Raw genomic sequence first — 20,423 nt, forward strand, 5'->3', positions numbered from 1 at the left:
CCGGTGCGGGTGCGGCTGGATCCGGATCGTCCGGTGGTGGAGTGGTTGCGGGGGTTGCAGAGCGAGCAGGTCGAGGCCCGCCGTCATGACCACCTCCCCCTCAACCGCGTCCAGGCCCTCAGCGAACTCCCCATGAACCAACCGCTCTTCGACACTCTCGTCATCTTCGAGAACTATCCGGTCGACACCGACGCCGCCGACCGGCACGGCCTGAGCGTCAGCGAGGTCGGCTCGGTCGAGGCGACCAACTACCCCCTCAACCTGGCCGCATTCACCGGCAAACGGCTCGTGCTGATCCTGCTCTTCGACCCCGACGTCTTCGACCGCGGCACCGTCGAGGGGCTGCGCGACCAGCTCACACTGCACGCCCGGAGCCTCGTCGAGGTCACGGACGAGAAGATCGCCGGGCTCGGCCTTGTCACTCCCGGCCGGCGGAACGAGATCCTGCGGACCTGGGGCCGCGGGGCGCCCGGTGACGGCGGGCACACTCTGACCGGGATCTTCGCCGAGCAGGTGGCGCGGGTCCCCGGCAACACGGCATTGATCGTGGGCGACGAGCGGGTCTCCTACGCCGAACTGGACACCCGCGCCAACCGCCTCGCCCACCACCTCGTCGAACGAGGAGTACGGCCCGACTCCCGGGTCGGCGTCTGCCTCGGACGCCGCACGGAACTGTTCGTCGCGCTGCTCGCCGTACTCAAGGCCGGCGGGGCGTACGTACCACTGGACCCGGAGTACCCCGCCGACCGCCTGGCCTTCATGGTCGCCGACTCCGGAGCCGGGCTCGTGGTCACGGACAGCGGCTGCGCCGGGGCCCTGCCGCCCACCGACGCGCCGATCCTGCTCCTGGACGACACGACCGAGCGCGCCGCCGTCGAGGCCCGGCCAGGTCACGCGCCCGAGGTGACCGTACGGCCCGACAATCTCGCCCATGTCATCTACACCTCCGGCTCCACCGGCCGGCCCAAGGGCGCCGTACTCCCGCACCGCGGTGTGCTGCGCGTCGCCCGCGATCCCAAGCTGGCGATGACCGAACGCGATGTCGTCGGCCAGCTGGCGACCGTCTCCTTCGACGCGGGCACACTGGAGATCTGGAGCGCCCTGCTCAACGGAGCCGCGCTGGCCGTCAGCCCCACCAGGGTGATGTCCGCGGCCGAGACGGGTGAGTTCCTGCACTCGCGCGGGGTGACCGCGATCTGGATCACCGCCGGGCTGTTCCACGAGATCGTGGACAGCGATGTGCGGGTCTTCTCGGGGCTGCGGCTGATCATGTCGGGCGGTGACACCCTCTCGCCGGCACACTGCGTCAAGGTGGTCGAGGAACTGCCCGGTGTCCGCATGATCAACGGCTACGGGCCGACCGAGGGCACCGTCTTCACCTCGCTGTTCGTCGTCAACGACAACTACGCGGGCAGCGGCCCGATGCCGATCGGCACCCCCATCGCGGGCACCGGCGTGTACGTACTCGACGCCGCGCTGCGGCCGGTGCCGCCGGGGGTGGCCGGCGAGCTGTATCTGTCCGGCGACGGTATGGCGCGCGGCTATGTGAACCGGCCCCGGATCACCGCCGAGCGCTTTGTCGCCGACCCGTTCGGTCCGCCGGGCTCCCGGATGTACCGCTCCGGCGACCTGGTGCGCTGGCTGCCCGACGGCAACCTCGACTTCGTCTCCCGTACCGACTTCCAGGTCAAGATCCGCGGACAGCGCATCGAACTCGGCGAGATCGAGTCGGCCGCCGCCGGATATCCGGGCGTCGCCCAGGCGCTGGTGCTGGCACGCGAGGACATCCCGGGCAGCAAACGGCTGGTGGCGTACGTCGTACCCGAAGCCGGTGCGCGGGCACCCGAGCCGGACGAGGTGAAGAGCTTCATCGGCCGCTCGCTGCCCGCCTATATGGTCCCGGCGGCCGTACTGGTCCTCGATGTCTTCCCGCTCACCCCGAACGGCAAGGTCGACCGGCGCGCGCTGCCCTCGCCGGAGGAGATGGCGGGGGAGAGCGGCGAGGGCCTGGCCCCGCGCGACCCGGGCGAGGAACTGGTGGCGGGGATCTGGGCCGAGGTGCTGGGTCTTGACCGCGTCGGCGTCCTGGACAACTTCTTCGACCTGGGCGGCGATTCGATCCTCAGCATCCAGGTGATCTCCCGGGTCCGTGAGGTGTTCGCCGTCGATCTGCCCGCCCGCACGCTCTTCGACAACCCGACGGTCGCGGACCTGGCGTCGGCGGTCGAGACCCAGGTGCTGGCGGAACTGGAGTAGCCCACGCGAGGAGTGTGACCGACGCAAGGAGTGTGACCCACGCCAGGAGTCTGACCCACGCCTGAGTGTGACCCACGCCTGGAGTGCGACCCACGCATGGAGTTGTGGCTCGGGCCGGGAGTGCGGCCCGGGCCAGGAACGTGGCCCGTGGCGGGAGTGTGGCCCGCGGCCGGAGCGGCGGCCCCGGCAGTACCCGAACGACCTCGTGGCACCCGTAGAGGAGAGAGACGCATGGACGCGGCATCACGCGAGAGCTGGATTCAGTCCCTGCCCGAGCATGTACGGGACAGGATGCGCTCCCGGCTGGCCGGCGGCGACGACGGGAAGGCCCGGCCCGGCCGGATCACCCCGGCCGGCCGCGACCGTGACCTGCCACTGTCCTTCGCCCAACAACGGCTCTGGTTCCTGGACGAGTTCGAGCCCGGCAGCGCGGAGTACAACTCCTGCGCGGCACTGCGGGTCACCGGCGACCTGGATGTGCCCGCGCTGGCCGCCGCGCTGTCCGCGCTGGTGGTACGGCACGAATCGCTCCGTACCACCTTCGACGCGGTGGACGGGCAGGGCGTACAGCTCATCGGGGAACCCTTCGCGGTGCCGGTGCCCGTCACCGAGGTGCCACCGGCCCCCGACGCCGAGCGGGACCTGATCGTCAGGAGCCTGCTCAGGGCCGAGGTGACGCGCCCCTTCGATCTGCGTACCGGTCCACTGCTGCGCGCGCTGCTGGTGAAGCTCGACGACACGACCCACATCCTCGTGCTGACGATGCATCACATCGTCACGGACGGCTGGTCGATGGGCATCCTGGAGCGCGAGCTGAGCGTGCTCTACGCCGCCGCTCCGCTGCCGGGGCCGCGGGAGGTCCCCGCCCTGCTGGAGCGCGCCGGGCTGACCCCACTGTCACTCGGGTACGCGGACTTCGCCGTCTGGCAGCGCGAGCGGCTGACCGGCGGCGAACTGGACCGCCAACTCGACTACTGGCGACGAAAACTGGCCGCGCTGACACCGCTGGACACGGCAACCGACCGGCCGCGTCCCGCCGTACGCGGATACGCCGGCGCCGCGTACCCCTTCCGGTTCCCCGCCGAACTCACCGAGCGGCTGACCGCCCTCGCGCGGGGGCGCGGCGCGACCCTGTTCATGGCCGTGACCGCGCTCAGCCAGCTGCTGCTGGCCCGCCACTCGGGCCGGCGCGACATCGCGGTCGGCACCCCCGTCTCCGGCCGTGACCGGGGAGAGGTCGAGCCGATCGTCGGCTTCTTCGTCAACACCCTGGTGCTCCGCGCCGACGTGGACGAACTGCGCACGTTCGGGGAGTTCCTGGACTCCGTACGGGAAACGGTGCTGGAGGCGTTCGCCCATGGCGACGCGCCCTTCGAGCAGGTGGTGGACGCCCTGGTGACCGAGCGCGATCTGAGCCGCCCACCGCTGGTGCAGGCGATGGTCGCGCTTCAGAACGCCCCCTCCGAGCCTCTGCGACTGGACGGCGTACAACTGGCCGAGGAGCCGCTGCCCCGTGATTTCTCGCTCTTCGATCTGACCTTCACCTATCGGGAGGAGGGCGGGGAGCTGCGGGGTTCGGTCGAATACAGCACGGATCTGTTCGACGAGTCCACGATCGAGCGGTTCACCGGTCATCTGGTCACGCTCGCCGAGGCGCTGGCCGCCCCGGGTGGTGTCGAGCGTCCGATGGCCGGGCTGACGATGCTGACCGAGGGCGAGCAGGAGCGGATCGGCGCGGACCGGTCCGGTGCGGTACGGGCGCTGCCGGACACCAACGCGGTCGAGCTGTTCCAGCGGCAGGCGGCCCGTACCCCCGACGCGCCCGCCGTCGTCACCGACGGCGGAACACTGAGCTACGCCGAACTCAACGAGCGGGCCAACCGGCTCGCCCACGAGCTGGCCGCCCAGGGCGTCGGCGCCGAGGACGTGGTCGCGCTCTCCATGCCGCGCTCCGCCGACCTGATGGTGACGCTGTACGCGGTGCTCAAGACGGGCGCGGCGTATCTGCCGGTCGACCCCGACTACCCCGCCGAACGGATCGCCGCGCTGCTCGACGACGCCCGCCCCGTACACGTGATCACCCAGCACGCCGCCGATCTTCCGGTACGGCCCGGCCCGGACACCCGCCACCTGGTGCTCGACCTGCCCGCCACCCATGAGGCGCTCGCCTCGCGATCGGCGGCGGACCTCACCGACGCGGACCGGAGCGCCCCGCTGCGGCCCGGAAACGCCGCGTACGTCATCTACACCTCGGGCTCCACCGGCCGCCCCAAGGGGGTGGTCGTACCGCACAGCGGGCTCACCAACTACCTGCGCTGGTGCGAGGGTTCATACCCCGGCATCCGGGGCGGCGCGATACTGCACTCCTCCGTCTCCTTCGACCTGACCGTCACCACGCTGTTCGCACCGCTCGCCGTCGGTGGCACGGTCCACATCAGCGCGCTGGAGGACATCGACCCGGGCCTGTGGGGCGCCGACGGGCCCGCGCCCACCTTCATCAAGGCCACCCCCAGCCATCTGCCGCTGCTGGAGTCGCTGCCCGACGAGGTCCTCGCCCAGGGCGATCTGGTGCTGGGCGGCGAGCAGTTGCTCGGCGAGGCGCTGGCCCCCTGGCGGGCGCGGCACCCCGACGCGAGCGTCGTCAACGAGTACGGCCCGACCGAGGCCACGGTCGGCTGTGTCGTACACACCCTGGCGCCGGGCGACGCCGACCCGGCCGGCGCCGTCCTGATCGGCAGCCCCTCCTGGAACATGCGCGGCCATGTACTGGACGCGTTGCTGCGGCCGGTGCCCGTCGGTGTGCCCGGTGAGCTGTATCTCGCGGGTGAGCAGCTCGCCCGTGGCTATCTGGGGCGGCCGGGGCTGACCGCGGAGCGTTTCGTGGCGGACCCGTTCGGCGCGCCGGGCGGACGGATGTACCGTACCGGCGACCTGGTGCGCCGTACGGCCGACGGCGCCCTGGAGTACCAGGGCCGCACCGACGACCAGGTCAAGATACGCGCGCACCGCGTCGAACTCGGCGAGGTGGAGGCCGCGTTGGCGGCGGCTCCCGGGGTCGGACAGGCGTGTGTGGTGGCCACGGACGCCCCCGGCGGTCCCCGGCTGGTGGGGTATGTCACCGCGCGGCCGGCGAGCCCCGACGGCCCCGGCGCCGCCCCGCACGACCGAAGCACCGCCCCGCACGCGCCCGCCCCGCTCGCCGCCGTGCCCGCCCCCGTGCCCGACCCGCTCGCCCCCGCGCTCGAAGCCGGTGCCGTCAGGGAGTACGCGACCCGGAGTCTGCCCGACTACATGGTCCCCGCCGCCATCGTCGTTCTCGACACACTGCCGCTGACCATCAACGGCAAGGTCGACCGCAGAGCGCTGCCCGCCCCCGACCCCTCGCTCTTCGCCGCCACCGCCGAGCGCGTCGCCCCGCGCAACGCCCTGGAAGAGGCGCTGGCCGGCATCTGGGCGCGGGTGCTCCACCTCGACGACATCGGCGTTCTCGACAACTTCTTCGAGCTCGGCGGCAATTCGATCCTCAGCGTCCAAGTGATCTCCCGGGTGCGGAAGACCTTCGGGATCGAGCTGTCAGCCCGTGCGCTCTTCGACCGGCCGACCATCGCCGAGTTCGCCGAGCGGGTCACCGAGGGCCGCGCCGCCGGGCACACCGCGCGGATCGCCCCGGCGGGCCGCGACCGCGACCTGCCCCTGTCGTTTGCCCAACAACGCCTCTGGTTCCTGGACGAGTTCGAATCGGGCAATCCGGCCTACAACGCGGGCGGAGTACTGCGGCTCACCGGCCCGCTGGACATCTCCGCGCTCTCGGCCGCGCTGTCGGCCCTGGTGGTACGGCATGAATCGCTCCGTACCACCTTCGACGCGGTCGACGGCCGCGCCATACAGCTGATCGGTGATCCCTACGATGTCCCGGTCCAGGTCGCCGAGCCCACCGCGACCGATCCGGTCGAGCGCGAGCGGGAGCTCCAAGCCACCCTGGCCGCCCAGTTCGCCCGGCCGATGGACCTGCGCAACGGGCCGCTGCTGCGCGCCCTGCTGGTCCGCGCGGCGCCGGACGACCACGCGCTCGCCGTGACGATCCATCACATCGTCACGGACGGCTGGTCGATGGGCGTGGTCTCACGCGAACTCGGCGCCCTCTACAACGCCGCCCTCGAAACCGGCTCGCGCGACGCCGGCCACCTGCTGCGGCACAGCGCCCTCCCCCCGCTCCCCGTGCAGTACGCGGACTACGCCGTATGGCAGCGCGAACATCTCACCGAGCGAGAACTCGACACCCAACTCGACTTCTGGCGGCGGAAGCTGGCCGGGGTGCAGCCACTGGAACTGCCCGCGGACCGGCCCCGGCCACCCGTCCTCGGCTACTCCGGAGCGCTGCACACCTTCCGGCTCTCGGCCCGTGCCACCGACGGGCTGACCCGCGCGGCCCAGGAGCACGGCGCGTCCCTCTTCATGGCCACCACGGCGCTCACCTCCCTGTTGCTCGCCCGCTGGTCCGGTCGTCAGGACATCGCGCTCGGCACGCTCAGCTCCGGACGCGACCGAGCCGAGGTCGAGGGGCTGATCGGCTTCTTCGTCAACACCCTGGTGCTGCGTTCCGAGGTGGACGAACTGCGCACGTTCGGGGAGTTCCTGGACTCCGTACGGGAAACGGTGCTGGAGGCGTTCGCGCATGGCGACGCGCCGTTCTCCCGGGTGGTCGACGCGGTCGTCACCGAACGCGATCTGAGCCGTCCGCCGCTGGTGCAGGCGCTGATCGCCTTCCAGAACACGCCCGCCGCCCCGATGCGGCTGCATGGCGTGGAACTCTCCGAGCAGCCGCTCTCCCGTGATTTCTCGCTCTTCGATCTGACCTTCACCTATCGGGAGGAGGGCGGGGAGCTGTGGGGTTCGGTCGAATACAGCACGGATCTGTTCGACGTGTCCACGATCGAGCGGTTGACCGGTCATCTGGTGACGCTGGCCGAGGCGCTGGCCGCCCCAGGTGGTGTCGAGCGTCCGATGGCCGGACTGGCGATGCTGACCGAGGGCGAGCGGACGCGTATCGATGCCGACCGGGCGGGTGTGGAGCGGCGGCTGCCGGACGCCACCGTGGTCGAGCTCTTCCAGCGGCAGGTGGCCCTCACCCCCCACGCGCCCGCCGTCGTCAGCCACGGCACCACTCTGAGCTACGCCGAGCTGAACGAGCGCGCCAACCGGCTCGCGCACCATCTGATCGCCCAGGGTGTCGGCCCGGAGGACGTGGTCGCGCTCGCGCTGCCCCGCTCCGTCTCCCTCGTCGTCGCGCTGCTCGCCGTCCTCAAGACGGGCGGCGCGTATCTGCCGCTCGACCCCGGTCACCCCGCCGACCGGCTCGCGTACACACTGCGGGACGCGGAGCCCGTCCACGTACTGACCGACACCGCCACCCGCCACCTCGTCGCGGACAGCAAGAGCCCCGTGCTGCTCCTCGACGGCCCCGCGGGGAGCGACGGTTACGACCCGGCGGCCTACGAGCCGGTGGATCCGGTACGGCGGCACGCCGCCCGGCATCCGGCGTATGTGATCTACACCTCGGGCTCCACCGGACGGCCCAAGGGGGTGGTGATTCCGCACGCGGCGCTGGCCTCCTTCCTCGCCTGCATGGCCGAGCGGTTCCCGCTCACCGCCGCCGACCAGCTGCTGTCCGTCACCACCATCAGCTTCGACATCGCGGCGCTGGAGATCTATCTCCCGCTGCTCGCCGGAGCGAGCGTGATCGTCGCGGAGCAGGAGGCCGTCGGCGATCCCGACCGCCTCGCCCAGATCCTGGCGGACTCCGGGGCGGGCATCATGCAGGCCACCCCTTCGCTGTGGCGGATGCTGCTCGCCGTACGGCCCGACGCGGTCAAGGGGCTGCGGGTACTCGTCGGCGGCGAGGCGCTGCCGCCGGATCTCGCGGGTCGGCTCGCCGGCTCCGCCGCGAGCGTCACCAACCTCTACGGACCGACCGAGGTCACCATCTGGGCGACGACCGAGGACATACGGCCCGGTGTACGGCACGGGATCGGCGGGCCGGTCTGGAACACCCGACTGCACATACTGGACGGGCTGCTGCGGCCGGTGCCCGTCGGTGTGCCCGGTGAGCTGTATCTCGCGGGTGAGCAGCTGGCCCGTGGGTATCTGGGGCGGCCGGGGCTGACCGCGGAGCGTTTCGTGGTGGACCCGTTCGGCGCGCCGGGCGAGCGGCTGTACCGTACCGGCGACCTGGTGCGATGGACCGACCGTGGCACCGTCGAATACCTCGGCCGTACCGACCACCAGGTCAAGATCCGTGGGCTGCGGATCGAACTGGGCGAGGTGGAGGCCGTGTTGGCCGCCGCGCCCGGCGTCGGACAGGCCTGTGTGATCGCCGCCGAGGGCCCGAGCGGGCACCGGCTGGTCGGCTATGTCACCCCTCACCCGGACGGCCCCGCGCTCGACACCGACGCGCTGCGCCGGTACGCGGGTCTCACCCTGCCCGACTACATGATCCCCGCCGCCCTCGTCGTCCTCGATGAACTGCCCCTGACGGCCAATGGGAAGGTCGACCGAAAGACGCTCCCGGCGCCCGAGCCGACCGGCACGGCGGGGGACCCCGACGCGCGGCCGGTCTCCGACACCGAAGTGCTCCTCGCCGGGATCTTCGCCGAGCTGCTCGGCCTCGAAGAGGTGGGCCTGGACGACAACTTCTTCCATCTCGGCGGTGACTCGATCCTCAGCATCCAGCTGGTGGCGCGCACCCGCGCGGCGGGGGCGTCGCTCACCTCGAAGGACATCTTCCGCGCCGCGACGGTACGCGCGCTGGCGGAGCTGGTCGACAGCGCGGCGCACGACCCGGGCGACGGACCGGCGCCGGCGACCGCGACGACGGCCGGGCCGCAGCCGCTCACCCCCGTGCAACACCGCTTCTTCGAGACGTACCGCACCGATCCGCACCACTACAACATGTCCGTCCAGCTGGAGCTGGCGCCGGACACCGACCACGACGCGCTGATCCGGGCCGTCACCGCCGTCATGGCGCACCACGAGACGCTGCGGAGCCGCTTCACCGGTGGCGCCGCCGTACCCACCCAGCACATCGCACCGGAGTCAGCGGCCGTCCCCGTCGCCCGACGGGACATCTTCGGTGTCACCACGCGGGAGCTGGCGGCCGTCATGGACCGGGCGGCGGCCGAGGTCCAGGCGTCGCTGGACCTCGCCGAAGGACCGGTGGCGCGCGCGGTGCTCTTCGACGGCGGCGCCGACAGCGTGCCCCGACTGCTGCTGGTCGCCCACCACTTGGTGACCGACGCGGTCTCGCTGCGCGTCCTGCTCGGTGACCTCGACGCCGCCTACCGGCAGGCCCGAGAGGGGGAACCGATACGGGTCGAGCCGGTCGGTACGTCATTCGCCCAGTGGGCCACGCGGTTGTCCGAGCACACCCAGGACGGTGGCTTCGCATCCGAACTCCCCTATTGGAAAGAGGTGCTGGAGCGCGAATCCGCTCCGCTTCCGGTGGACGGTCCCGGACCTCATACAGTCGCGTCGGAAGCGGAATTCACCGCCGAACTGGACGAGTCGGAGACCGAGGCGCTTCTGCGTACGGCTCCCGCCGCGTTCCGTGTCCGTACGGAGGACATTCTGCTGACCGCGCTCGGCGCGAGCCTTTCCGGCTGGGCGGGTGGCGCCGGCGTCACCATAGACCTGGAAGGCCATGGCCGCGAAGAACTGTTCGACGACCTCGATCTGTCGCGTACGGTCGGCTGGTTCACCACCATCCACCCGGTCCATCTGAACGTACCCGGGGATCAGTCGCCGAGGGCGCGCGTGAAGCTCGTGGGCCGGCAACTGCGTGCCGTTCCCGAACAGGGACTGGGATACGGCGCCCTGCGCCATCTCAAGCGGGAGCCCACGCTGGTCGACGCGCCCGCGCCCCAGGTGGTCTTCAACTACCTCGGCCGGTTCGACGACGCCCCGGGAGCCACCGAGGGCGGTCCGGTACGCGCTGTCCTGCCGGCCTTGGCCCAGCGGAGCGACCACGCAGAGCGGGCCCATCTGCTCGATATCACCGGGGTCGTCATCGGCGGACGGTTCAGGCTCGCCATCCGCTATTCGAGCGCGACACACCACGAGAAGACCATCGCCGGGCTCTGCGAGGAATTCATGCGCGAATTGCGCGCGCTCCTCGGCTGACGAACGCCGGCTGACGGCCCTCGTATCCGTATCCGTATCCGTATCCACGTCCGAATCCGAACCCGAATCCGAATGAGAAGGAAAAGGAAAATGTCGGCACCGTTCGAGAACAATGAAGCCTTCTATCTCGTACTCGTCAATGCGGAGGGTCAGCACTCGATGTGGCCCACCTTCGCCGATGTGCCCGACGGCTGGGAGGTCGCCTTCGGCCCGCGGCTGCGGCAGGAGTGCCTGGACTTCGTGGAGACCAACTGGACCGATATGCGGCCCACGTCCCTGATCGAGGCCATGGGCGGGTGACATGACCCGTTCGGCCCAGAGCTCCCGTACAGCGCATATGCCCGCACAGCCCGCACAGCCCGCACAGCCCGTACACACCGGACGGAGGACAGCAGATGACCGAGAGCTCTCCCACCGAGGTCAATGAGGCCCGGGTGCGTGAGTACTACCGGTTGGTGGACGCGGACGACGTCCTCGGACTCGTCTCCCTCTTCGCGGAGGACGCCGTCTACCGGCGGCCGGGATACGAACCCATGCGCGGTCACACCGGTCTGACCGCCTTCTACACGGGCGAGCGCGTGATCGAGAGCGGTCGGCACACCGTCACCACGGTCGTCGCGCGGGGCGATCAGGTCGCGGTCAACGGAGTCTTCGAGGGCGTCCTCAAGGACGGCCGCCAAGTCCACCTGGAATTCGCCGACTTCTTCCTGCTCAACGGCGAGCGGCGATTCAGTCGGCGTGACACGTACTTCTTCGCCCCACTGGTGTGACACACCGTCACTCCCGTCCCATGCCCGGTCTCGTCGCCCGGCCCCGCCTCGCTTCCCCCACCCCGCCCATCCCGCCACACCCCGATCGCACGAACCGCCACAGGAGGCCGGAGTGCATATCGTGACCACACCCGTAGCCCGACCACTGACGGCGCCGGAGCGCGCGGAGCGCTGCGCAACCCCCGCCTTCGGCACCGCGTTCACCGAGCACATGGTCTCCGCCCGATGGAACCCCGAACAGGGCTGGCACGACGCCGAGTTGGTGCCCTACGGTCCGCTGCTCCTGGACCCCGCCACGGTCGGTCTGCACTACGGCCAGGTCGTCTTCGAGGGGCTCAAGGCGTTCCGTTCGCACACCGGCGAGGTCGCGGTCTTCCGGCCGGACGCGCACGCCGGACGGATGCGTGCCTCGGCCCGCCGCCTGATGATGCCCGAGCCGCCCGAGGAACTGTTCCTCGCGGCGGTGGACGCCCTGGTCGCCCAGGACCAGGAGTGGATACCCGACGACCCCGGCATGAGTCTGTATCTGCGCCCCATCCTCTTCGCGAGCGAGCGGACTCTCGCTCTGCGTCCCGCCCGTGAATACCGCTTCCTGCTGGTGGCGTTCATCACCGAGGGCTACTTCGGCCCTGCCCAGCGCCCGGTACGGGTATGGGTCACCGACGAGTACTCCCGGGCCGCCGCCGGCGGCACCGGAGCCGCCAAATGCGCGGGGAACTACGCCGGAAGCCTGCTCGCCCAGGAGGAGGCCCAGCGCAAGGGGTGCGACCAAGTCGTCTGGCTCGACCCGGTGGAGCGCAACTGGGTCGAGGAGATGGGAGGCATGAATCTCTTCTTCGTGTACGGATCCGGTGGCTCGGCCCGACTGGTCACCCCGCCGCTGACGGGCAGCCTGCTGCCCGGCGTCACCCGGGACGCGCTGCTGCGCCTGGCCCCCACCCTCGGTGTGCCGGTGAGTGAGGCACCGCTGAGCCTGGAACAGTGGCGGGCGGACTGCGCTTCCGGCGCGATCACCGAAGTCTTCGCCTGTGGCACCGCCGCCCGGATCAGTCCGGTCAACGAGGTCAGCACCAAGGACGGCGCCTGGACCATCGGCGCGGGCGCTCCTGGCGAAGGCGGCGTCGCGGCCGGTGAGGTCACCGGCAGACTCTCCGCCGCGCTGTTCGGTATCCAGCGCGGCGAACTGCCCGACCCGCACTCCTGGATGCGGCCGGTGTCCCCGGCCAGACAGTCGGCGACCACATGAACGAGACCGCCGGTCGCGACGGACTCGTCGCGTCGCAGCGTCTGTTGAAGGTGCTGGAAGAGTCGGGCGCACGCTACGAACTCCTGGCACACGCGCCCGAGGGCCGGACCGCGCTCGCCAGCGCGCTGCGCGGCCATGCCCTGACGGCAGCCGCCAAATGCATGATCGTCACCGTTCTCGGCGGCACCCCGGCCGAGCGGCACATCCTCGCGGTGATCCCCGGTGACCGCCGGGTGGACCTGGAGCGGGTCGCGGCGGAGTGCGGTGGAACGCGCGCCCAACTCGCCCGGCGCGACCTCGCGGAGAGCCTGACCGGCTGTGTGAGCGGCAGCATCATCCCGTTCTCGTTCCATGACGAGCTGTCCGTGCTCGCCGACCCCGCGCTCTGCGCGGAGCCGACGCTGTACTTCAACGCGGCCAGGCTGGATCTGTCGGTGGCGCTCGCCACCGAGGACTATCTGACCCTCGCCAACCCCAAGATCGTTCCGATCGCCTCCTGACCCGGCCGGAGAGCGAGTCACCGTCCGGCCGGTCGGAAACGTGCGGCAATGTGAGAGGACCGAACACCCCATGACCGTGCTCGACGAGATCATCGGCGGAGTACGCGAAGATGTCGCCCACCGTCAACGACTCGTTCCCGAAGCCGAGGTGCGTGACCGGGCGATGAAGAGGGCGCCCGCCCTCGACGCGGCCGCCGCGCTGCGCGGGGGCACGGGAGTGCGGGTCATCGCCGAGGTGAAGCGGGCCAGCCCGTCCAAGGGCGCGCTGGCCCCCATCACCGACCCGGCGGCGCTGGCCGGGGCGTACGAACGGGGCGGCGCGGCGGCGATCAGCGTCCTGACGGAGGAGCGTCGCTTCCATGGCTCGCTCGCCGATCTGGACGTGGTCCGCGCCGAGGTACGGATCCCCGTACTGCGCAAGGACTTCGTCGTCACTCCGTACCAGCTGTGGGAGACCAGGGCGCATGGAGCGGACCTGGCGCTGCTGATCGTGGCGGCGCTTGGGCAGGACGAGCTGGCGGCCCTGCTGAAGCTCGCGGGTGAACTGGGGCTCACGGCACTGCTGGAGGTGCACGACGAGGAGGAGACCGAGCGCGCGCTCGCGCTCGGCGCGTCGGTCATCGGTGTCAACGCCCGCGATCTGAAGACCCTCCGGATCGACCGAGGCACCTTCGCGCGGCTCGCCCCGCGTATCCCGGAGGGGGTGGTACGTATCGCGGAATCCGGTATCCGGGGTCCCGGGGACGTGGCCCATGTCGCCGCGCACGGCGCGGACGCGGTGCTGGTGGGAGAGGCGCTGGTCACCGCCGCGGGCCCGGGCTCCGCGCTGGCGGCACTGCGCGCGGCGGGCCGGGACGGGGCGCGGCACCGCGGTCGCCTGTGAACCCCCGCCGGGGACGGCGGGAAGCGCGCGGTCGCGGTGTCCCGGGCCGTACGCGCCCTGCGCCCCGACACTCACGCCTCCACCCTGGCACGTCACGCGAACTCGCCTTTCTGATGGCGGAAATGCTCGCCGTCCCCCTGCCGCGGGAACCCTCTGGCGACGCCTCCCGGATCCGGCCGATCGGGCTGGCCGGGCATCACTGGTTGTGGAACCGGCGGGGATGGGTTAGGCCCCGTGCCGAGGCCGGGTCCACGTACGACCTGCCGAATCACCGGCGGAAGCGGAGTGAGGCCGGCCGGACCGTATGGGGAAGTTTTAGCCCCCGCTAAAGCCTTCTCGTGAGCCACTACGGTATTCCGGCCACATTTCCGGGAGATGTTCCGACCCACGTCCATTCCGGCATAGGAAGAACGCCGCCGGGGAGCTCGACCCCTTTGTTGGGCGATGCTCGGGACTGTGGCTAAACTCCTGGAAAACAGCGGGGTTGACGCTCCTTCGACTACAGCTGACCCCTCTTGGGCAGGTGCAGCCAGCTGTACCTCCATAGGCGTGCGGCCTCCCCTGTCGGATGTGATGAGGCGGACGCACTATGGAAGTCATCGAGGCCGGCGGTACTTTCGAATGTTTCCGATGTTTCCGATGCACCCGATTGGCCTCGGCGACTCGTGGTAACGTCGAATGCACTCGCGAGTTGAAACGGTGGGAGCGGCTCGTCGCCGGTGAATCCGAGTCCGGGTCGACAGTGCGCACGGATCCTGCGGGGGAGTATGCGTCGCATATATTTTACGCCTGAGAGCCTGTCACAAACCAGAGTTCTTACGCAGGTCGATCACATACGAGAGTCCCTCTTCGCCCTCGAAGAACTCAGCCTGGGCGGCGGCGGACCGGTCTTCAAGCCATGGCGCAAAAAGCTGGGTAACTCCGGCAATATCCGCGCGCTGGTGAGGCTCGCCCAAGTCGTGCGTCCCGTCCCGGACATCGATCAAGTGGTGCGAAGGCTGGGACTTGACGCGCGTAGCACCTTGGAGGACGGCGACTTCCCGGAGATGTCCGCGTCCGGGGAGAAGCCTCAAGTCGTCCAGGATCTTGAGGAGTTCCACCGCGTCGCGATAGCCCCGTATTGGAAGGCCATTTCCAAGCGACTGCACGCGGACCGCACCGCACGCGGTCAGATCATGCTCAGCGACGGAGTCGGCAAACTGCTCTCCACGCTTCACCCGGCCATCCGCTGGGACGCGCCGATCCTCGAAGTCCCCGGAAACGGGGATGATGTGAAGCTGGAGTCGGGCGGCCTCGCGCTGGCGCCCTCGCTCTTCCTGGCGGGCCGCCCACCGGTGCTCTCCGGCGGCGGATCCGACGGGCGTCCGGTGACATTGATCTACCCCACTCGCGCCAGCCCCGAGTGGGCGGACTCGCTGTGGGAGTCCAAGGGCGGCGCCGAGCACGCGCTGCACGCGCTGGTGGGGCGTACACGCGCATCGGTCCTGGAGGCACTTACCAGCAGCTGCACCACCACCGAGGTCGGCGAGAGCGTGGGAATCTCCTCGGCGGCCGCCAGTCAGCACACCTCGGTGCTGCGCACGGCGGGACTGATCACCACCCTGCGTACCTTCAACAAGGTGCAGCACACCATCACCCCGCTGGGTGTCGCGCTGCTCAACGGAGACATGGCTGACCGGAGCTGAGGCCCCTGACGCCGGGCCCCGGCGCCCGGCCGCGGCACTGAGCTCCCGGCACCGGGCTCCCGGCACCGAGCTCCCGGCACCGGGCCGTCCGTCGGGCGATCAGCGCTCCTGCGGGCTCGGTGAGCCCTGCTCCCCGACGATCCACGCGTACGCGGCCTGCGCCGTGAACTCGCTCTGTCCGCCGGGAAAGACCAGCCCCGCCGTACCGAACGCCGGATCGAGAGGCGCGCCGGGCGTGGGTGCGTAGGGGACCGCGACACATCGCATCCCGGCGGCCCGCGCGCCGATCACACCGGGCACGGCGTCCTCCAGCACCACGCAGTGGGCCGGTTCGGCTCCCAGCCGGCGCGCCGCCTCCACGAAGACATCCGGCTCCGGCTTGCCCCGTTCGACATCCTCGGCCGAGACGGTCGTGGCGAAATACCCGTCAAGTCCGGTGACCGCGAGCGCCAGATCGATGGCCGCCCCGGACGAACCGGACGCCACGGCCATGGGCACGCCTTCGGTGCCCAGCCGTTCCACCAGCTTCCGCATCTGCGGGAACGCCTCGGTCGAGGCGCGCACCCGCTCCAGATAGAGCCGGTTCTTCTCGGCGAGCAGCGTGTCCACCGGCGCGTCGAGCGCGTACTCCTCGCGCAGCACCTCCAGCGTCTCGCGGGTGCCGATCCCGATGAACCGGCTGTGCTGCTCCCAGCTGAAGTCGGACACGCCGTACTGAGCCAGGAGCAGCCGTCCTGCTTCGTAGTAGTTCGGTTCACTGTCGACGAGTGTTCCGTCGAGATCGAAGATGACCGCAAGCGTAGGGGAAGTGCTCATACACCCCAGCATGCCAAGCGCTCCGTCAGCGTCGCTCGCCGACGGCCCGGCCCACCGACTCGACCAGCGGGAGCAGCCGGTGCGGCACCCGCTCGCGCAGGGCCATCTCCGTACGCGTACGGACCACACCCGGCAGTTGGATCAGACGCTGGACCACGTCCTCCAGATGGCCGTTGTCGCGGGCCACGACCCGGGTGAGCAGATCCCCGGCCCCCGTGATCGAGAACGCCTCGACGATCTCGGGGACCTCGGCGAGCGCCTCACCGACCTCGTCCAGATGCCCCTGTGTGACCTCGATATGGACAAAGGCGAGCACCGGATGGCCGAGGGCCGCCGGGGAGAGAAACGGCCCGCTCCCCGTGATCACACCCTCGCGCTCCAGCCGGTCGAGCCGGGCCTGAAGCGTCCCGCGGGCGATCCCGAGGATGCGCGCGTACTCCCGCACGCTGGTACGCGGCTGCTCGATGAGGAGCCGCAGGATGCGGGTGTCGAGCGTGTCCACCGCCATCGTCCGCCGGCCTCCCGCTGTCCATGGGTACGGCCTGCGCCTGTACCAACGGCCCCATTATGTGGGACCGGCCTGAGCCATTCGCCCCGGACCGTCCGGCGACGCGGGCGACGGCAGACTGATCCCCTCGGCCCTCTCGCCCCCGGTGCTGCCACCGCCGTCGTCGGCGCCCCTCCCGTCGTCGACGCCCGGGGCGCGGTCGTCCAGCGCGATGGTGACGGTGGTGCCCCCGGGGGTGAGTACGTCGAGACCGGCGCCCACACGTTCGTACAGGGTGGTCGCCAGTGCCCAGTCACCGTCCCCCGCGTCCGTGGCGTGCCGGGTGGTGAACAGGGAGATCAGGACGGCGATCAGCGAGCGCCCCGACAGCGCCGCGGCGATCCGGTCGTCGCCCCGGTCGGTGATCCGCGGCGGCATCCGGAAGTGGGAGTGGCGGCCCGCCTGGCCGGTGATGAACTCCCATGTGTCGCGGTGGCAGATCAGCGACGCCGACGACACCCGGGCGGCGCGCTTCAGCAACTCCCCGTGCTCCTCGGTCACGGGCGGCACAGGCGGCACGGAGGCCCCGGGGGTCACGGGGGTCACGGGGGCCCCGGGGGGCACGGAGGGGGTCATGGAGGCCTCGGGCGGCAGCCGCCGCGCGGGCTCCCGGGGCGCACGCCGGGTCTCCTCCGCGTCGTCCATACGGGAGGTCAGCGCGGTGATGTCCGCACGGACCGCCGCCAGCTCGCCGCGAGCCTCCGCAAGGTGCTCCAGCAACGGCCCGAACTCCCGGCGCAGCGCGTCCAGGATCGACGGTGTCACCCGCTCACCCGACCCCGGCGAGGTCCCCTCCGCCGACCCCGCGGCCGTGATGTCCCGGGGGAGCGCCGACCGCTGGTCCGACGCCGGGGACTCGGGCGACGCCGAAGGCCCGGCCAGCGCCGGCGGTTCGGACGAGGGCCCGGGCGGTGCCGGTGGCTCTGGCGATCCCGGGAGTACGGTCCGGGCGTCGTCCTCCTCACGCTGGCTGGGAACGCTGGGCATGGCGGGGGCACCGGGCGGGATACCGGGAACGCCGGGCGCGCCCGCCACTCCGGGCACACCGGGCGGCGGAACCGGTCCGCCGGGTGTCTCGAAGGGCAGACCCGGATGACCGGCGGACCCGGGACGGAGGATGTCGACCGCCTCCTTCAACTGCTGCACCTCGTCCTGCAGGATCTCCACGGCGGTTTCGACGGCCTGCCCCAGCTCGTCCCTGCCGCGCGCCAGGCCCTCCCTCGTCTCCCGCAGCTCCGCGCGCAGCTCACTCAGCCCGGAGGCAAGCGCCTCCTGGGTGGCCCGGTGCGCCTCGTCCCCCGCCATCCGGAGCCGGTCGAACCCCTCGGCGAGGGAAGCCCGCAGCTCCCTGCGTGTGTCGGTCAGCGAGTTGTGCAGCATGCTGAGCAGCGTGTGGGAGCCGTCGTCCTTGTTCCGGGCCAGCACTGTTCCTCGTCTCTACGGTGAGTAGTCACCTGATCTCTGGCAGTACTCACCCCGGGTGAAACCTCGGGGATCGCGCCAACTGACGCGCGGCCACTCTTCGGAGTGGTTCTGGTCGATGAGGTTTCGAGCGCGGAATTCGGGCCCACGCCGTACCGGGCCCGCGCCGTACCGCCCGGACGGAGTGCTGGGAGTCGACCAACTCCGTCCCATACGCTGTCCGTTCGCCCGCACTCATTCGCGGGTACGTAACCACCCGTTCCCTCTCCGCGACCCCTCATACAGGAGCGTCCCCGTGACGGTCGGCAGGCCCAAGCCCCAAATCGACACGAGCAAGCCCCACCCCGCTCGTGTGTACGACTACTTCCTTGGCGGCAAGGACCATTACCCCGTCGACCGTGAGATGGCGGAGAAGCTGGCCTCGGGCGCGCAGCGCGGCGCCCAGATCAACCGGGAGTTCATGCACCGCGCCGTCGCCTGGGCGGCCCGCGAGGGTATCGATCAGTACCTCGACATCGGTACGGGCATCCCCACCGAGCCGAATCTGCACCAGGTCGTCCAGAAGATCGTCCCGGCGTCCCGGATCGTCTACACCGACAACGATCCGATCGTCCTGCGCCACGCGGAGGCCCTGCTCGTCAGCGGTCCGCAGGGGATCACCGACTATCTGGAGGCGGATGTCCGCAGGCCGGAGGGGATCCTCGAACACGCCCGTGGCTTACTGGACTTCAGCCGCCCCGTGGCCCTGTCCCTCATCGCGCTGATGCATTTCGTCCCGGACGAGGACGACCCGTACGGCATCACCCGCACCCTGGTGGACGCGCTGCCGTCGGGCAGCGTGCTGATCGTGTCCCACGGCACCGCCGATTTCCTCGCCCCCGAGCAGGCGGCCAAGGTCACCGGGACGTACCGGAAGGGCGGCATCTCCCTGTGCCCCCGTACCCGCGCCGAGGTGGAGCGGTTCTTCGAGGGAACCGACCTCCTCGATCCCGGCCTGGTCAGGGCGCCCGAGTGGTACCGGGACACTCCCGCGCCGGAACGCGAGGAGAGCGGCTTCTACGTGGGAGTGGCCCGCGTCCGCTAGGTCCTCTCCCCGCCCCGGCGCCCGCCTCCTCAGCGCGTGAGCAGGTCGCGCAGGGCCTCGGCGATATCGGTGGGGGCTTCCTCCGCCATGAAATGGCCATGGGTGACGGAGACATGGCGCAGATCGGCGGCCCACGCCTGCCACAGGGACCGCGCGTCGTAGCCGAGCATCGCTCCCCAGTCCTGCTGGAGGACGGTGACCGGCATCCGCAGCCGGTTGCCCGCGTCCCGGTCCGTACGGTCGTGGTCGACGTCGACGCCCGCGGAGGCGCGGTAGTCGGCGACGATCGAGGGCACCGCGTCGCGGCACGCGTCCAGATACGCGGCACGCACGTCGGCGGGGATCGCTCGCGGGTCCTTGGTCCAGCCGTCCAGGAAGTGACCGAAGAAGGTGTCCGCGCAGCCGGTGATCATCTGTTCCGGCAGGCCGGGCGGCTGGGCCATCAGATAGAGGTGGAAGCCGACGGCCGCGGTGGTGCCGTGCATCACGTTCCACATGTCCAGGGTCGGCAGCACATCGAGGCAGGCGAGGTGAGTGATCGCCGTGGGATGGTCGAGTGCGGCGCGGAAGGCGACCAGGGCACCCCGGTCGTGCCCGGCCAGCGCGAACCGCTCATGCCCCAGCGCACCGGCCAGGGCGACGATGTCGGCGGCCATGGTGCGCTTGGAGTAGGTGGCGCCGCCGGTCTCGACGGGTTTGTCGCTGGCGCCGTAGCCGCGCAGGTCGGGGCAGATCACGGTGTGATCGGCCGCGAGATCGGCGGCGACGTGCCGCCACATCAGATGGGTCTGCGGGAAGCCGTGCAGCAGCACGACCGGACTGCCCGTGCCCGCGACGGCCGCGCTCAGTGACACGCCGTCGGCGACGGGAACGCGCCGGTAGTCGAAGCCGGTGATGGCAGGCGTCATGGTTCCGCCTCTTTCTGTGGTGATCCGGGTGACCGGGTTGATCCGGTCGACCGGCTTGAACAGGTGTCTTCAGCCTGGCGGGCGCGAATGAGCATCGGATCAGCGCGCTATAGCGTGGCCGAGGGCGAGCC

At 70.7% G+C, this 20,423-nt stretch carries 13 protein-coding genes; 9 read left to right on the forward strand and 4 right to left on the reverse strand.

Annotated elements, in window-relative coordinates:
* From ABTZ59_RS23350 to ABTZ59_RS23385, 8 genes are all read left to right on the forward strand, one after another.
* The coding region (locus ABTZ59_RS23350; RefSeq protein ID WP_351412680.1) for a non-ribosomal peptide synthetase at positions 1–2,256 on the forward strand (2,256 nt) is incomplete at its 5' end.
* 231 nt (positions 2,257–2,487) lie between these two features.
* A complete protein-coding gene (locus ABTZ59_RS23355) occupies positions 2,488–10,431 on the forward strand; it encodes a non-ribosomal peptide synthetase (protein WP_351412683.1) in 7,944 nt (2,647 codons plus the stop codon).
* Between the two features lie 90 nt (positions 10,432–10,521).
* Positions 10,522–10,731 carry an MbtH family protein gene (locus ABTZ59_RS23360; RefSeq protein WP_351412689.1) on the forward strand — a complete coding sequence of 70 codons (210 nt, stop codon included), beginning with the start codon at positions 10,522–10,524 and terminating at the stop codon, positions 10,729–10,731.
* 95 nt (positions 10,732–10,826) lie between these two features.
* Positions 10,827–11,201: a nuclear transport factor 2 family protein gene (locus ABTZ59_RS23365; RefSeq protein ID WP_351412697.1), complete on the forward strand. Its 375-nt coding sequence runs from the start codon at positions 10,827–10,829 to the stop codon at positions 11,199–11,201.
* A 112-nt stretch (positions 11,202–11,313) separates the two neighbouring features.
* A complete protein-coding gene (locus ABTZ59_RS23370) occupies positions 11,314–12,447 on the forward strand; it encodes a branched-chain amino acid aminotransferase (RefSeq protein WP_503003466.1) in 1,134 nt (377 codons plus the stop codon).
* Positions 12,444–12,947: a YbaK/EbsC family protein gene (locus ABTZ59_RS23375; protein WP_351412727.1), complete on the forward strand. Its 504-nt coding sequence runs from the start codon at positions 12,444–12,446 to the stop codon at positions 12,945–12,947. Before ABTZ59_RS23370 ends, ABTZ59_RS23375 begins: the two co-directional genes overlap by 4 nt.
* Before the next feature lie 70 nt (positions 12,948–13,017).
* Complete coding sequence (trpC, locus tag ABTZ59_RS23380; protein ID WP_351412733.1) at positions 13,018–13,830, forward strand: indole-3-glycerol phosphate synthase TrpC; 813 nt, start codon at positions 13,018–13,020, stop codon at positions 13,828–13,830.
* 767 nt (positions 13,831–14,597) lie between these two features.
* Complete coding sequence (locus tag ABTZ59_RS23385; protein ID WP_351412749.1) at positions 14,598–15,515, forward strand: ArsR/SmtB family transcription factor; 918 nt, start codon at positions 14,598–14,600, stop codon at positions 15,513–15,515.
* Positions 15,516–15,614: 99 nt separating this feature from the next.
* Here ABTZ59_RS23385 and ABTZ59_RS23390 read toward each other — a convergent pair whose 3' ends face one another.
* The 3 genes from ABTZ59_RS23390 to ABTZ59_RS23400 are packed head-to-tail and all read right to left on the reverse strand — an operon-like array spanning position 15,615 to position 18,303.
* Positions 15,615–16,331 (reverse strand): HAD family hydrolase, encoded by a 717-nt coding sequence (locus ABTZ59_RS23390; RefSeq protein ID WP_351412758.1) that lies wholly within the window; start codon positions 16,329–16,331, stop codon positions 15,615–15,617.
* A 25-nt stretch (positions 16,332–16,356) separates the two neighbouring features.
* On the reverse strand, positions 16,357–16,839 hold the full coding sequence (locus ABTZ59_RS23395) for an Lrp/AsnC family transcriptional regulator (protein WP_351412765.1): 483 nt from the start codon (positions 16,837–16,839) through the stop codon (positions 16,357–16,359).
* A 57-nt stretch (positions 16,840–16,896) separates the two neighbouring features.
* Positions 16,897–18,303 (reverse strand): hypothetical protein, encoded by a 1,407-nt coding sequence (locus tag ABTZ59_RS23400; protein ID WP_351412769.1) that lies wholly within the window; start codon positions 18,301–18,303, stop codon positions 16,897–16,899.
* A gap of 292 nt (positions 18,304–18,595) precedes the next feature.
* Between ABTZ59_RS23400 and ABTZ59_RS23405 the strand changes: the two genes are divergently transcribed.
* Positions 18,596–19,384, forward strand: a complete 789-nt coding sequence (locus tag ABTZ59_RS23405) for an SAM-dependent methyltransferase (RefSeq protein WP_351412775.1) — start codon at positions 18,596–18,598, stop codon at positions 19,382–19,384.
* Between the two features lie 29 nt (positions 19,385–19,413).
* On the opposite strand, the gene ABTZ59_RS23410 is transcribed toward ABTZ59_RS23405, so the two are convergent.
* A complete protein-coding gene (locus ABTZ59_RS23410; RefSeq protein ID WP_351412784.1) occupies positions 19,414–20,292 on the reverse strand; it encodes an alpha/beta fold hydrolase in 879 nt (292 codons plus the stop codon).
* Between the last annotated feature and the right edge of the window lie 131 nt (positions 20,293–20,423).

Source organism: Streptomyces sp. NPDC094034, assembly GCF_040303865.1.
Taxonomy (GTDB): domain Bacteria; phylum Actinomycetota; class Actinomycetes; order Streptomycetales; family Streptomycetaceae; genus Streptomyces.

Coding starts and splice junctions, on each gene's coding strand:
- ABTZ59_RS23360 (WP_351412689.1), top strand. CDS start 10,522: ATGTCGGCACCGTTCGAGAACAATGAAGCCTTCTATCTCGTACTCGTC.
- ABTZ59_RS23395 (WP_351412765.1), bottom strand. CDS start 16,839: ATGGCGGTGGACACGCTCGACACCCGCATCCTGCGGCTCCTCATCGAG.
- ABTZ59_RS23385 (WP_351412749.1), top strand. CDS start 14,598: ATGCGTCGCATATATTTTACGCCTGAGAGCCTGTCACAAACCAGAGTT.
- ABTZ59_RS23390 (WP_351412758.1), bottom strand. CDS start 16,331: ATGAGCACTTCCCCTACGCTTGCGGTCATCTTCGATCTCGACGGAACA.
- trpC (WP_351412733.1), top strand. CDS start 13,018: ATGACCGTGCTCGACGAGATCATCGGCGGAGTACGCGAAGATGTCGCC.
- ABTZ59_RS23410 (WP_351412784.1), bottom strand. CDS start 20,292: ATGACGCCTGCCATCACCGGCTTCGACTACCGGCGCGTTCCCGTCGCC.
- ABTZ59_RS23375 (WP_351412727.1), top strand. CDS start 12,444: ATGAACGAGACCGCCGGTCGCGACGGACTCGTCGCGTCGCAGCGTCTG.
- ABTZ59_RS23355 (WP_351412683.1), top strand. CDS start 2,488: ATGGACGCGGCATCACGCGAGAGCTGGATTCAGTCCCTGCCCGAGCAT.
- ABTZ59_RS23365 (WP_351412697.1), top strand. CDS start 10,827: ATGACCGAGAGCTCTCCCACCGAGGTCAATGAGGCCCGGGTGCGTGAG.